General features: G+C 38.9%; 9 protein-coding genes. 4 read left to right on the top strand and 5 right to left on the bottom strand.

All coding sequences use genetic code 11. The features are described from left to right. Positions 1–161: 161 nt before the first annotated feature. Positions 162–2,510: a TonB-dependent receptor gene (locus tag G3O08_RS01410; protein ID WP_163282886.1), complete on the top strand. Its 2,349-nt coding sequence runs from the start codon at positions 162–164 to the stop codon at positions 2,508–2,510. Positions 2,511–2,514: 4 nt separating this feature from the next. Beyond that, the gene (locus G3O08_RS01405; RefSeq protein WP_163282885.1) at positions 2,515–3,462 is read left to right on the top strand and encodes a DUF4249 domain-containing protein; all 948 of its coding nucleotides are present in this window, start codon (positions 2,515–2,517) and stop codon (positions 3,460–3,462) included. A gap of 440 nt (positions 3,463–3,902) precedes the next feature. Here G3O08_RS01405 and G3O08_RS01400 read toward each other — a convergent pair whose 3' ends face one another. The 4 genes from G3O08_RS01400 to G3O08_RS01385 all read right to left on the bottom strand — a co-directional run bounded on the left by G3O08_RS01400 (position 3,903) and on the right by G3O08_RS01385 (position 11,660). Next, complete coding sequence (locus G3O08_RS01400; RefSeq protein WP_163282884.1) at positions 3,903–4,643, bottom strand: LytR/AlgR family response regulator transcription factor; 741 nt, start codon at positions 4,641–4,643, stop codon at positions 3,903–3,905. Further along, the gene (locus tag G3O08_RS01395) at positions 4,640–7,447 is read right to left on the bottom strand and encodes a sensor histidine kinase (protein ID WP_163282883.1); all 2,808 of its coding nucleotides are present in this window, start codon (positions 7,445–7,447) and stop codon (positions 4,640–4,642) included. The genes G3O08_RS01400 and G3O08_RS01395 overlap by 4 nt, the downstream gene beginning before the upstream one ends. Positions 7,448–7,866: 419 nt before the next feature. Next, positions 7,867–9,588, bottom strand: coding sequence for a hypothetical protein (locus G3O08_RS01390; RefSeq protein ID WP_163282882.1), 1,722 nt, complete (start codon positions 9,586–9,588; stop codon positions 7,867–7,869). A 170-nt stretch (positions 9,589–9,758) separates the two neighbouring features. Then, the gene (locus tag G3O08_RS01385; RefSeq protein WP_163282881.1) at positions 9,759–11,660 is read right to left on the bottom strand and encodes a T9SS type A sorting domain-containing protein; all 1,902 of its coding nucleotides are present in this window, start codon (positions 11,658–11,660) and stop codon (positions 9,759–9,761) included. A 574-nt stretch (positions 11,661–12,234) separates the two neighbouring features. Here G3O08_RS01385 and G3O08_RS01380 point away from each other — a divergent pair. Continuing rightward, the gene (locus G3O08_RS01380) at positions 12,235–12,648 is read left to right on the top strand and encodes a hypothetical protein (RefSeq protein ID WP_163282880.1); all 414 of its coding nucleotides are present in this window, start codon (positions 12,235–12,237) and stop codon (positions 12,646–12,648) included. A gap of 207 nt (positions 12,649–12,855) precedes the next feature. On the opposite strand, the gene G3O08_RS01375 is transcribed toward G3O08_RS01380, so the two are convergent. Next, positions 12,856–13,359 (bottom strand): YkgJ family cysteine cluster protein, encoded by a 504-nt coding sequence (locus tag G3O08_RS01375; RefSeq protein ID WP_317163992.1) that lies wholly within the window; start codon positions 13,357–13,359, stop codon positions 12,856–12,858. A 212-nt stretch (positions 13,360–13,571) separates the two neighbouring features. Between G3O08_RS01375 and G3O08_RS01370 the strand changes: the two genes are divergently transcribed. Continuing rightward, on the top strand, positions 13,572–13,790 hold the full coding sequence (locus G3O08_RS01370) for a hypothetical protein (RefSeq protein ID WP_163282879.1): 219 nt from the start codon (positions 13,572–13,574) through the stop codon (positions 13,788–13,790). Positions 13,791–14,254 lie beyond the last annotated feature (464 nt).

Below are 14,254 nucleotides of genomic sequence, written 5' to 3'. Positions count from 1 at the left end.
CTATGGTGTCTTTCTATTCGAATCGTATTATCAAAATCGTTAAATCATAAGAATATATCAAGAAATACTCTAAATGTAAGCGCACTTAAAAATAAAATGAATAGATATAATAACCAATTGGAAATAGCGTTTATTTGCCGACTGAATTTGACCACTCATCTATGATTCGACCACTCATTATTCTTTGCCTTCTAATCTCTACATTCGCGGAAGCGCAAACTCCGGCATACACGATATCGGGCACCATTACCGACCAGGCTTCGGGCGAAGCGCTCATTGGTGCAACGGTGTACGATTACATTTCCGGAAAGGGAACCACTGCTAATAATTATGGATTTTACAGCCTTACCCTTCCCTCCGATTCAGTGCGGCTGCGCTACTCGTATGTGGGATTTCAAAATCAAATGCAGTCTTTTTTTCTCAAGGTAAATGTGAGTGTTGATGTGGAAATGAGCGGCCTCACCGAATTGCAAGGTGTAGAAATTACGTCGACAAAAGACAACGACCTGATTGAGAAAACCCAAATGAGCACCATTGATGTATCGCTCGATAAGGTGCGCGACCTACCGGTACTCATGGGCGAACGCGATGTAATGAAGACCATTCAGCTGCTGCCCGGGGTGCAAAGTGGCTCTGAAGGCAGTTCTGGAATATATGTGCGCGGTGGAGGTCCAGATCAAAACCTGATATTGATTGACGGTGTGCCGGTTTACAATGCCAACCATCTTTTTGGCTTTTTCTCGATTTTTAATACCGATGCCATTAACTCGGTAAAGCTTATAAAAGGCGGATTTCCCGCAGAGTATGGCGGGCGGTTAAGCTCTGTAGTAGATATACGCATGAAGGAGGGAAACACTAAAGAGATACACGGCGAGGGCGGCATAGGGCTTGTAGCCTCGCGGCTTACCCTTGAAGGGCCCATTGTAAAAGATAAAACGTCGTTTATGATTTCGGGAAGGCGCACCTATATTGATGCACTTGCCCGCCCCATTATTCGCGCGCAGGGCGATGTAGATGGCGGATATTATTTCTATGATTTAAATGCTAAAATCAATCATAAATTTTCTGACCGCAGCAGGATGTATTTAAGCGGCTATTTTGGCAAAGACCGATTTTTTGCAAAAGACAGTTACAACTACGGCAGCGGCAACAATCTGCAAGAAGATCGTTATGAAGCCCGCTTGCAATGGGGCAATGGAATTGGTGCACTGAGGTGGAATTATATTTTTAACCCCAAGCTGTTTAGCAATACTACGGTAACCTACAGCAATTACGATTTTAATATTTTCAATGAATCGAGCTCTAAATACATTGAAAATGGTAACCCAGTTGAAAACTATTCGCGTATAGAATACCTTTCTGGAATACAGGACTGGAGCGGAAAAGTTGATTTCAACTACCTGCCAAATCCCGATCACTACATAAAATTTGGCGGCAACTACACCTACCATCGCTTTAATCCCGGAATAAACCGGTACAAGGAGCAGTCTCAATACGCTCGTGAAGATACAACGTATGGATCTTCAAAAATTTACGCCAATGAATTTTACCTTTACGCGGAAGATGATTTTAAAATTTCGGATAGACTGAAAATCAATGGAGGGCTTCACTTTTCGGGATTTGCCGTTGAGAGCAAAACGTACTTCTCGCTTCAGCCGCGCATTTCGGGACGGTATATTCTCAATGAAAATACTGCTGTAAAAGCATCTTATGCCAGCATGGCGCAATATCTGCACCTTCTTACCAATGCCGGCATAGGCCTACCCACAGATTTGTGGGTGCCGCCTACAGCAGATATAAAACCACAATTAGCGCATCAAATAGCGGGAGGTGTGGCGCGAACGCTTAAAAAAGGTTACGAAATAAGTCTGGAGGGATATTACAAAAAGATGAATAATCTGCTTGAATATAAAGATGGCGCCACCTTTTTGGGAAATGCCAGCGACTGGCAAACAAAAGTAGAAACCGGTGAAGGCTGGAGTTATGGCGGCGAAATACTTTTTGAAAAAAAGACAGGCAAAACTACAGGGTGGATAGGCTATACACTTTCGTGGACTGACAGGCAGTTTGAAAACCTTAACAATGGCGAGAAATTTCCTTATCGCTATGATCGTCGCCACGACCTTTCGGTAGCTGTAACCCACAAGTTTAATGATCGCGTAGATATAGGCGTGGTATGGGTTTACGGCACCGGAAACGCGGTAACACTGCCTACAGAGCGCTACCTTCCCGCGCAGGGATTCAACACAAATTACTATGGCGATGTGGGCTATATAGAATCTCGAAACAACTACCGGATGCCTTCGTACCACCGCCTTGATGTCGGTGTAAACCTGCACAAGGAAACCAAGTACGGAAGCCGCACCTGGAGTTTTGGACTTTATAATGCCTACAGCCGCCAAAATCCGTTTTTCCTCTACTTTTCAAGCGATCGGTTTGGAAACACCCGCCTAACCCAATTGAGTATTTTCCCCATTATTCCTTCGTTTAGTTATAATTTTAAATTTTAAGGCTATGAAGCAGATTGCAGCATGTACGCTTATTGGTTTTCTCTTGCTCCTACTCCTTTCCGGGTGCGAAAAGTATTTAGATTTTGAAGGTGAAGATGCCACACCTCGTCTTGTGTTAAACGGTGCCTTCACTACCGATTCAATATTTTCTGTACAACTTTCAAACAGCAGCGGTTATATTGATAAAAACCCACTTAATACCATTGCATACGGGCAGGTATTGGTATATGGAGAAAATGGAGAAATTATTGATTCACTGCATCATACAGAAAATGGCATTTATACGGGCAGCGTTTTGGCTTCCGCCAATAGTTCCTATTCAGTTGTTGCCAATGCAGGCTCATTTGGAACGGTTTCGGCACAAGATTATATTCCAGTTGCGGTGCCAATTGTTCATTGGGATACGGCAACAACATCAGTAACCGAATATGATTACACTTCCTCCAGACTACAAATAGAATTCACGATAAACGATCCGGCTGGAATCAATAATTTTTATGTTTTGGAAGTATACAATACACAGTATTATTACGTGAGTACTATTTACGATCCCAACACCGGCAATATGACTTATGATACCGTGTATTACGACCAACCAATTCGCGACCGCATGTATTTTAGCACTTCAGATCAAATTTTGCTTTCCGAATCTGACTTGGCGATTGACGCAACCCTTTATTATAGCAGTGGCCTTTCTTACAGCGATGCATTATTTAACGGTAAGTCGCAGACTTTTCGGATTTTGGTTGAAAGCAATTACTATGGTGATAACGGAAATTTGGAGTTGCACTTAAAATCAAGTTCAGAAGCTTATTATAGCTATGCGCGCACTTTAGAGAAATATTTTTACACCGAGGGCGACCCTTTTGCGCAACCTGTTCAAGTATTTTCTAATATTGAAAATGGGTTTGGAATTTGGGCGGGGTATTCGGTGGCTGTTGTTGAGCTTTAGAGCCATCTATTAGCTTTAAGCCACAAGCTTAAGGCTTCAAGAGAGGTTTGGGTGGATGAGGTGCAGGCATTAAGCTGTAAAAGAGAATAGCAATTAATTCTCAAACTGTCTTAAACAGGATTTATAAGATTTTTGAGATGGTCAAGATTAAGAATAGACAAGATAAATGATGGGATTAGTCCTTGACTAACTTTTTGAAAATCATTGTAATTTCGTTTGTTTTAATAATGTTGAATTAAACCCTTAAGTATAGGTTAAATCCATCACAGCTATCTTTTTGTTTTACAAATCCAGACTCAGCCAAGAGATTAACAAACAATCCTATATATTTTATCCATCTTATAAATCCTGTACTGACAAAATAGAAATCCATATCTACTTTCTTATCCAACAAACAATCCTGTCTAACTAAGCTATTATGAATAATAATGTGAAAACGATCACCTATAAAGTTCCAAAAACGCCTGTTTGTTAGCTTTTGAAATTGGCACACGGTTGCCGGTTTCCAAAACCAGATAGCCTTCATTTTCAAAACTGCGCACTTTTTCAAGATTTACTATATGCGATTTGTGACATTTGAAAAAATTCTTACCCAAAAACGCTTCAAATTTTCCGAGATTATAACTGCTTAACAGCTCGGTTTTGTTGGACAGATGAAACTTCGTATATCCTTCATAGCCTTCTAAATGGAGTACTTCGTCTTGCGAAATAAATGATAATCCCTTCGCTGTGGGAACAATTATTTTGTTTTTGTTTGAAATAGAATCAGTAAGAATTTCAATGAGCTTAGTGTTACTCTCAAACTGATGCGATTGCTCAATGGCAGTTATAGCCTTAGAAACAGCATCTATAAGTTGCTCATCATCTACTGGTTTTAGTACATAACCAATTGCTGACTTTTTAAGCGCCGCCAAAGCATATTCATTATAAGCCGTAACAAAAATGACTTGAAAGTTCAATCCGTCCAAAGCTGCAAGCAACTCAAAACCATTGATGCGGGGCATTTGTATATCCAAAAAAAGGATATGTGGTGTTTTCTTCTTTATAAACTCAATTGCTTCTTCGGGCTTCTGAAAAGTAGCCAGAATGGAGATTTCTGGAAATAGCTTTTCCACTTTTTGCTGAAGTACTTTCAGGGTCGAAAATTCATCATCAATCAATATGGCCGTAATAGCATTCATTGTGTTTTCTTTATTTTAAAGGTTGAAATATTGCCAACATCCAATTCATCTGGGTAAGCTTCGCGATTGGAGAAGGTAATTACCCATTGTTTGGAACGGTTTAGGATATCAAGTCTATTTTGCAAGACCGTAGATGAACTAATCCTTCCGCTCTGCTTCTTTTTTGAATTAGCGAAACCCACGCCATTATCCACAATTTCGACTAAGAATTCATTGTTAGCAATATTCGTAAAGTTCAAATCTATGTGCCCACTTTTTCCTTTATTGAAAATTCCGTGGTTCACAGCATTTTCTACAATGGGTTGGAGCAACATGCTTGGGATCTTCGTTTCTTGCATATTTAAAAATGGATCTAATTTAATGTGATACGCCAGCTTTTCTTTGAAGCGAAGTTTTTCGATGTCCAGATAATTTTGCAAGAGTCCAATTTCAGTTTCCAGGGTGATTTCTTCTACTCGTGAAAGTTCAAAAAACTGGCGTATCAATTTTGAAAATTTCACCAAATATTTTTCAGAAGTCGCAAAGTCGTTTTCATTGATGTAGTATTGAATGGCGGCAAGCGAGTTGAATACAAAGTGGGGGTTCATCTGAGCTCGAAGTGCGTACAATTCATTCTCCGCTAGCTTCTTTTGGGTAATTAGTGCCCTAAATCTTTTCTTGATTTGAAACTTTTGGTATTTATAAATCACTGTTGCCACGAATAGAAGCATCAACAATCCTAAGGCTATTTTTGATTCTATGCGTTGCCACCACAACGGCAGTATGGAAAAGTGCATTGATTTTTCTATCGTTCCTTTTTTAATCCATATCTGGTAATCGTTTGGAGGTAAATCGCTAAAATGTATGTCTTTAGAAGTGGTTTTACTCCAATCTGTCTGAGCGGGCATAAGCTTATATTCAAAACTGACATCTTGACCCGATTGCGAATAGTCAATGCTTGAAACACCTATTGTTAAATCGTTATTTGAAGCATAGCGAACGGTCTTTTTTTTGCCTAAAAGCGATTGCGAATTAAAGTTTGCCACAGTAAAATAAACATCCAATACTTGGTCTGTTTTTTTCTGATTTTTCGGAATGATGACCACGCCATTGTCCGTACCCAGCATTATTTCTTTTTCAAGCGCCACAATGGAATTAATCCGTTTTGAAAGCAAGCCATTATTCTCATCCAGTTTCTCGGTCAATTGGTACTCTTCTCCGATTTTTGAATAATGTAACACGCCCACTTCACTGGTAAGCCATATTTCATTGTGTTCAATAAAGGCAGTCTCAATACTTAAATATTCAGAGCCTGGCAAGGGTAAGGCTTTTTCAAAATCTGTAAGATATGCCCCAAAACCATCCGTACATACCAAAAGTAAATTGTCTGCTGTTTTATACAATTTGAGAATTGGTTTTTGGAAAAGTTCAGCTGTACTATTAATATTTTGAATACGTTCATTTTCTAAGAAAGCAAGACCACTGGAAGTTCCCAATACGAGTTTATTCTGAAACAGGATCAAATCCATTACGCCATATTGTTCATAGCTATCAACTTTTGCCAAGGTTTCCGAATCTATTTTATAAAGGCCGTGAGAAGTAGTTCCGTATAAATAGCCATTACAAAACGATATATTTTTAATGGCTAAGGTTTTATTTGAAACCTTTTTTATTTTACCATTTTGATTCAATACAAAAATATGTGATTCAGAAATAAGGTAATTGGTCTGTAATTCGGGAATATATTTGGCGCTATAAATAAATCCTTTTTCAGATACTAATTGCTCAAAGTTCTTAGCGTCTGTGTTGTATTCATAAAAGCCATCATCCAATACATTGGCAATAACCGGTTCTGTTTTCGTACAAAAGAGCTTCACCTTTCTACCTTGTAAAAGATACACAATGTCCTTTTTTATCTGCGGCAGCATGTAGATACCATTTGCAAACGTGGCTGCCCAAATATTACCCGTTCTGTCCCGAAAAGAAAAATGAGCTTGTAGGTTACCCGGAATTTTAATCACTTCGGAAATGGAGTAGTCTTTTTTCAGTGGGGCTAAAAAGCCGAAACCGGTTAGTTGGATTTCATCATTTGCAAATGTTACCCTGTTAAAATACGCGTATTGTGGAGTCAATTTCATTGGCATATTTCCTGAATAGGTTTTGCCAGTGTTTATGTTGTAGATATTATATCCATCGCTATAAATCATGACCAATAGGGAATCGTGGCTCACAAATCGCGTATTGAGAACCCAATTAGCTTCATCGATATCAAAAATTTCATCGACAGAACTCTGAAGATATGTGAGAACATCCCGTTTTTCTTTTTCAGATAGAATTTTGTTTTTCTCTAAGGGTAGTTTTATTTCCCCAATATTTTTAACGGTTTGCCAACATCCATCTATTAGAGCAATAGATTCTGCTGTATTTCCAAAAACGAACGTATTTCCCATTTGAAATGTACTACTCGGGTAGAACGCCGTGTTGGGCTTGCAGGACGGGAAATTATACACAGAATCGTTAAGGATATAGCCCAGACTGGGCGATTTAGAAAAGTACCACACTTTATTGTCTGGCCCTATGCGCAAGTCCCAAATATCGTTCGTTGGAAGACCATCTCGTGTTGTGAAGGTTCTAAATTCGGTGCCGTTGAAACGCGCCAAGCCTTTATCTGTAAATACCCAAATAAACCCTTTCTTGTCTTGCACCAAACGGTAAACGTGATTACTGGGCAGGCCTTCAGTCACACTGAAATTCGTATATTCTTGTGCAAACGAAAAATTCCATATCATCAAAAAAAGGATGATATGGAATTTTTTTGTTCGCATTTTTGGAAGGTTGTTAGCTTATTTTGAAACTAAATGTAAACAAAAAGTAGTCGTAATTAGTGTGGCTATTTCTTGACAAGCTTTAAGGTGTGCTTATATTTCGTCAATAATATTTTAACAGAATAGAAATTTAATCCATCCGGATATTAGTTCCTAATTCCATTTATCAAATCAGTACTTTGAATCGCTGAATCTTTAAGTTCATTCAATGAATAGAAAACAGTCTTGAACAGGATTTATAAGATTTTTAAGATTATCATGATCGAATAAAGGAAATTGGTTCTTACTTTCATTTTAAACAACCCTTTTTCTTTAAATAATTAAGCTCTTCAAGAAATTTGAAGAGCCTAATTATTTTTGGTTAGCGTACGATTTTCGGTTATCGAAAAATTTTGTTCTTACATTAACTACTCAGCAGTTTATTCTGAACCATCATTTAATTGCTGGGTAGGGTCTAAAGAGACACCATTAGAGTTATAACCATTAAGTATCCAATCAATTATCTGCTGCTTTAGCTCTTCAGTCATTACTTCATCTTCATCAGAGCGGTTATTTAAGGTTAATTGAAAGGTAAAACCTTCGTCATAACATTCGCAAACCGGAGTGTACATACCAATGATGTATAGTTTATTTTGAGCGAATATATAATCCGGGTTAAAATCAGTTGTAAGATTCCAGGGAATTGTGCTTATGTTGCCTCCAAAAGTGTTTCCGGAACCATTTCCATAAGCAAAAGTATTATTGACTAAACTTACTGGTGGATAGCTTCCCACTTCAGCAACAAACCAATAATACGCACAATCTGTACCGTGAAGCACATCGTCTGAAGGACTAGTACTCATCGTATTAATGGATGCAACAATTTGGTGCGGATTTCCTTGATGCTCAACCGAAATACTAAGTTCCGGATCAGCCAATTTAATCACTGCTATGTCATCAATAGCCAAGTCATTGCCATCTCCGTTCACTGTTTGTTCTAAAATAATTCTTAAGGTATAGGAAGTATTATTTCCCGTTGTAAAATGAAACTGTTTATCTACCCAAGAGCATGGAGTATTAGGTGCTGATATAGCGCTAAATCCTGAAGAACCAATTGAAGCTACCTGCATATTAACTCTCAAAAGGGTATCAAATGTACATTGGTTCATATTTTTAAAATTTGCACAAAACATATAGGTACTATTTGTATCAAGACCAGAAATAGTTTGTTCCCAAATTACTGCATTGTTAGCTTGTTGTGTTCTGCCGTTTACCAACATAAAGTGCTGATTTAACGAAAACAAGCTTGAGTTTTCACAATACGAATGATCTGTAACTGTTGTATTAAAATAAGTTTGTGCTGTAGCAGATGTACCAATAGTGTAATTGCCTGGGGCGAGAGGGGTGTTTCCGTAGCTACTTGTAAAGCCGGGATTAAGGAGATCTTCGAAATTGCCGTTGGTTACAAAATTGTCACCGGGACAACAATATGCGGCACTATCAGAAGGTGTTTCATCGATACTGCAATCCACAATACATATATTATCAACACCAAGATCTATCGGGTACAATGAATTTACATCGAGATAATATATATTCGTTGTAAAAGCAATCCCCCCCACATTATTTAGCAGCGTATTCCAGTCAGCTGCCGAAACACCGGTCCAGTGCCCGTCGGAATTACCTGGAAGTGAATCACCAATACTGAACTCAATGGGAGCACAAACATGTTCCCAGCCGTCATAATCAGTGGTTATTATATTCGATATAAAAGTAGCTCGTAATGAAGATGACTGTGGATCTGTGCCGTCATAGATCATAATATTAAGGGGCACTTGTGCTGTGTACGCAAAATGATTATCAAACAATACATTATAATCGAAGCAAAGACATTGTCCTATAAATTGTTCAGACCAATATTGGGGATAGCTCGTGCTATTATAACCCCAGGCGTCATCAAACCCACCCGGCCCCTGGGGATCATGCAATTCCAGAAAATTAGATCCATTCGGTCCACCACTGGTAATGATAGAGGTTGTATTATAATTTTGCCAGCCATCTAACGAACCGTTATTAAAATCTGTGCAAATCGGGGTTTGTCCAAAAGAGAGGCTTACCAAAAACACAAAGATTGCTATAATTATATATTTAATTGTTTTCATGATAATGAGATTTGGTTAATTCTTAGATTAAGATTTTTAATATTGTAAAATTGATTTCGAAAAACGCTGCTATTTTCAGTTTTATATCTTGAATGAAGCTCCGAGTCACTTTTAAAAATTAGGCTCTTTAAACTTTTTAAAGAGCCTAATTTTTTGGTTATCGAAAAACTTTATTCTTTCACTACTTTGGTGATATATTGGGTGTTGTCAGCTGCGTATGCTTTCACCAAATATATTCCAGATGCTAGCTGAGAAATGTCTAAGATTTCTTCTGCCTTAGCGTCTGAATATTTTTTTGAAAGAAGAGTTTGGCCGGTAAGCGATAAGACTTCCACGCTTTTCAAACTATTGTCTTTCAGAGAAATAGTAAAACTATTTTTTACCGGGTTTGGATAGAGTATTAAACCATCTGAGCCATCGTTTAATTCTTGAATAGCATTTGCTGTTTCGCCATGACCGATCGTGCCGTTTCTAATGCTTTCGATTATTGACAATTCTTGCTCTGGGGTCATTTGCAGAGCCATTGGGCGGAAGTTATAGGTTAATTGGAAGGTATATCCTTCGTCGTAACAACCGCATGTGTCTGTATGCAACACAATCATGTACATTTTATCCGGGTCAAAAGAATATCCCGGGAATGTGGTGGTAAGACCCCAAACAGATGCGTTTCCAATAGTCCATGGTGGTAAAATAACGATATTTCCCGGGGCGTAACTAAGCACTTCAGCAACTCGCCATTCGTACAAAGTATCTGCGCAGTGTAGCCCATCGTCAAGTACATCGATTGTGTTTACAGATGCTATAATATGATCAGGGCTTCCTTGGTGCTGCACTGTGATACTAAGTTCTGGATCAATTAGCTTTGTAACTGAAATATCATCAATGGCCAAATCGTTGCCGTCGCCGTTTCCTGCTTGATCTAAAATAATTTGCAAGGTAACAGAGGTGTTTTGGCCAGTACTAAAATTTTCTGATATAAGAATCCAGTCGCATGCGTTCAAAGGTGCTAAAAGGGTTGTCACACCACCAATGGCAACACCATCTACTTCAAAACTTACTTTAGGAGATATATCAAATGTACATTGAGGCATACTTACAAAATTTGCACAAAATTTATAAGTGCTGCTTGTATCAAGGCCTGTAAGAACATGTTCCCAGATAACAGCAGTAGAAATGCCTGGTTGTTGAGTTCTGCCGTTTACCAATAAAAATTGATCATTTAAGGGATACTGGGTTGAACTTGCACAGTTAGAATGATCTGTGATACTTGTGTTAAAAGCAGAAAGCGCAAGAGCAGTATTGCCAACAGAAAAATTACCTGGATATACGGATGGATCGTTTGTATAATCGCTAGTGAAATCTAAGTTAATAGCGTCTTCAAAATTACCGTTAATAACTAAATTGTCATCGCCTGTACCGCAACAATATGCACCAAATGGATTCGAATCGATAAGGGCACCACAATCTTCAATACAGATGTTATCAAAGCCAACTATTTCTGCACCAGGTCCACCTATATCTGGACCAATGGCAATACCTCCCACGTTTAAAAGTAATGCATCCCAATCTTGTGCGCTAACTCCCGGATAGGTCCAAAATCCATCTGCATTACTAGGGAGAGAGATTCCATCGCTAAATTCTATGGGCGCGCAAACATGAACCCATTCATCATTTTCAGTTACCGTTGTGTAGGCCTGAAAACCGACAATTATATTTGAATTCATAGGAGTAGTGTTATTATAGATGGCAAGTGAAGGTATCACATTGATAACACCACTGTTACCGTCTGAATAAACTTTATAATCAAAACATAGGCAGTGGCCTACTAGTGAATCCCAGTTATGAGAATAACTAATACTATTATAGGTTAACGAATAACCACCCTGATCTTGTATTCTGAGATAACTGGAGCCATCAAGGCTGTTAGAATTGGCAATAGTGGTAATCGTGCCAATATTTTGCCATCCATTAAAGCCATTATTAAAGTCTGAGCAGTCATCAACTATTTGTCCGTAAGTCAGACTCACTAAAAACAGACAGAGTGCTGAAATTGTAAATTTAATTGTTTTCATAATTAAGGAGATTAATTGGTTAGATAATTATCAAATTCACTCTTTTCGGTAAATTTGTTTCCACGAAGTTGGGATAAACCAATTGTGCCACCAACCCCCATTTGCTGAAATAGTGAGTTTGATAGATTTAAATGGCGGGTTGATTCAATGAATGGAAATGATAGCTGTAGGATTTAAGCTACAAGCTTTAAGCTGTAAGCTGTAAGCTGCAAAGATGATGAGACAATTTCATTTATGGATGCTGATCATGAAACTTAACGCACTCCCTTTGATTGTCAGTATGTTCCATGTGCCCCCCAGGTAGCTACACCACAGAGTGGTAAACTCGGATACCTTCCTGTTCGGATGTACCCAGTTTATTCGCCAAATTCACTCTACTCAAAACGCTTTTCGAAATACTGAATACCATCTCGACTTCGCTCGATGACCGCTCAATCTTCAATAATTTCCTTGCACTCCGTACTCACTGTTTAGAAAAATACTCAAGTTAGTCATAACCATCTGAACACTAACTCTATCCTTAATTACTCAAAATAATTCCCCATATTCACAGGCTGAAACTAAAACCTAAGAAATGAATCCAATACTAAGAAACATCCTGGCTGTAATAGGCGGGATAATAATAGGAAGTGTAGTAAACATGGGAATTGTGATGCTTGGGACCAACCTGATATCTCCACCGTTGGGGGCAGATTCGAATGATATGGAATCGATAAAAAGCGCGATTGAACTCTACGAAGCCAAGCATTATATTTTTCCATTTCTGGCGCATGCACTCGGCACACTTACAGGAGCTTTTATCGCCGCCCGCTTTGGAGCCACCCGTAAAATGGTGCTTGCAATGATTATCGGCGTTTGGTTTTTAATTGGTGGCATTACCACAGCTTATATGCTTGGCACCCCTGCCCTGCCCACAGCTGTTGATTTGGTTTTTGCTTATATTCCAATGGCTTGGATTGGGTGGAGGTTAGCCCGAAGGGCTCAATAGGCAATTTGCAATGGGCAATGGGCAAATTAGAAGTTGGTGGAAAAATGAGCAATAGGCAATAGGCAATAGTAGTGCTTCATGATATAGGTTGAAATAGCATCTACCTAAAGCCTAAAAAACGTTGATAATAAATGAAATTTTACTATGTATCCAAACCACTAAATATAGTCTAGCGGGCACGCGCGACTCGAGACTAAAAGCTCGCGACTAAACCGCGTTTCGCAGCTTATCAAAAATCGCCACCACAGCCGGACATACTTCCGTGTTTTTAACAGAAAGATCAAGCACCTGATAGAATCGCTTGCGGTTGGTGTGTGGATATTCGCGGCAGGCAAGTGGGCGGCTCTCGTAAACCGAGCAATAGTTGTCTGCTCCTAAAAATGGGCATGGAGCTGAACGAAACACATATTCTCCATCTTTGTCCATTTCCATGTATTGGGCAATTACTTGTGCTGGCTTTAGTTTTAGATGTTTTGCCAGGCGCTCTACATCGCGGTCGTGCATTCCGGGGCTTGTGGTTTTGCAGCAATTGGCACAGGTAAGGCAGTCTATTTTTTCAAATACTTCATCGTGAAATTCATGCACCTGCTTATCCAGATCTTTTGGCTTTGAAGCCTTGAGCTTCGCCGCCAGTTTCTTATTCTCTTTCATTTGGCTTTCGCCTTGTTTCAAAAGGGCAATAAGAGCAGGATCGTCTGGCTGGTTTGGCATGTTGTGATTTAAAGTTCTTCTACAAATGTAAGGGGCAGAGATTTAGAATGAGATAAAATCGCCTAAAAAGATTGCTGTTCTTTGTATATAGACAATGATGCTTTTTATTTAGCCGCCACATAAAGTTTGTAAACTATTTATGATGGGTTGCCGGATTTTAATTATCGCTAATTCCGTATATTGAACCTTCTAACCATTAAACACGGATTGATATGGAAATTAGTTGGAGTAGAGTCATGCATCGAGGTGCGGAGCGGATTAAGATTGATTTTCCTTATAATCAAAAGCTTTCTAATGCCATACGCGCTGAAGCAGGAGCACGATGGAGTAAAACGCTAAAAGCTTGGCATGTTAAAGACAGCAACGAAAACATTGAAAAAATATTAGTCATTGTTGAGAAAATGATGAAGGAAGATAATGATAAACTATAGGATTCCGGCGAATTAGATCTATACTTTTCATACAAATAGATAACATTTAAAAAGCTTCTTGAAATTTATGAAATACCCTTTCTTCATCTTTGTATACCCACTTATATGAGAAGCAGCTTCACCAATTGGCTCGATTCTATTGCCTGTATGCATTCCACCAGAAATCACTTCAGAAGATAGACTATCCATGTACTTCTCTTGAAACTGGAACATTACAGGTTAGTTGGTCGACTGCCCATCTCCTGCTGTGTGCGGATTCCAGCATAGACTTGATCGGGTTTTTCCGTTTGCGTGCGGGTTTTTTCCAATTGCGCTACTCACGCTACTCAAAATGATTACAGCCCAAATAAAAATGATGATTTTGTCGCTTCAAGCCGTTCGTTTCGCCAGTTGCAACCAGCGAAATACAAATCCGTTGACGCACCTTTTGATTCATCCAGAATAATAATTGCTAAACAATAATT

Source organism: Cryomorpha ignava (assembly GCF_010686655.1).
GTDB classification, from domain to species: Bacteria; Bacteroidota; Bacteroidia; order Flavobacteriales_D; family Cryomorphaceae; genus Cryomorpha; species Cryomorpha ignava.
The sequence above is the reverse complement of the archived record's forward strand: the minus strand, read 5'-3'. Positions and strand labels throughout refer to the sequence as shown.

Bases quoted from the DNA above. Each gene is read 5' to 3' on its own strand.
- G3O08_RS01380 (WP_163282880.1), top strand. From the start codon at position 12,235: ATGAATCCAATACTAAGAAACATCCTGGCTGTAATAGGCGGGATAATA.
- G3O08_RS01410 (WP_163282886.1), top strand. From the start codon at position 162: ATGATTCGACCACTCATTATTCTTTGCCTTCTAATCTCTACATTCGCG.
- G3O08_RS01400 (WP_163282884.1), bottom strand. From the start codon at position 4,643: ATGAATGCTATTACGGCCATATTGATTGATGATGAATTTTCGACCCTG.
- G3O08_RS01370 (WP_163282879.1), top strand. From the start codon at position 13,572: ATGGAAATTAGTTGGAGTAGAGTCATGCATCGAGGTGCGGAGCGGATT.
- G3O08_RS01390 (WP_163282882.1), bottom strand. From the start codon at position 9,588: ATGAAAACAATTAAATATATAATTATAGCAATCTTTGTGTTTTTGGTA.
- G3O08_RS01375 (WP_317163992.1), bottom strand. From the start codon at position 13,359: ATGCCAAACCAGCCAGACGATCCTGCTCTTATTGCCCTTTTGAAACAA.
- G3O08_RS01385 (WP_163282881.1), bottom strand. From the start codon at position 11,660: ATGAAAACAATTAAATTTACAATTTCAGCACTCTGTCTGTTTTTAGTG.
- G3O08_RS01395 (WP_163282883.1), bottom strand. From the start codon at position 7,447: ATGCGAACAAAAAAATTCCATATCATCCTTTTTTTGATGATATGGAAT.
- G3O08_RS01405 (WP_163282885.1), top strand. From the start codon at position 2,515: ATGAAGCAGATTGCAGCATGTACGCTTATTGGTTTTCTCTTGCTCCTA.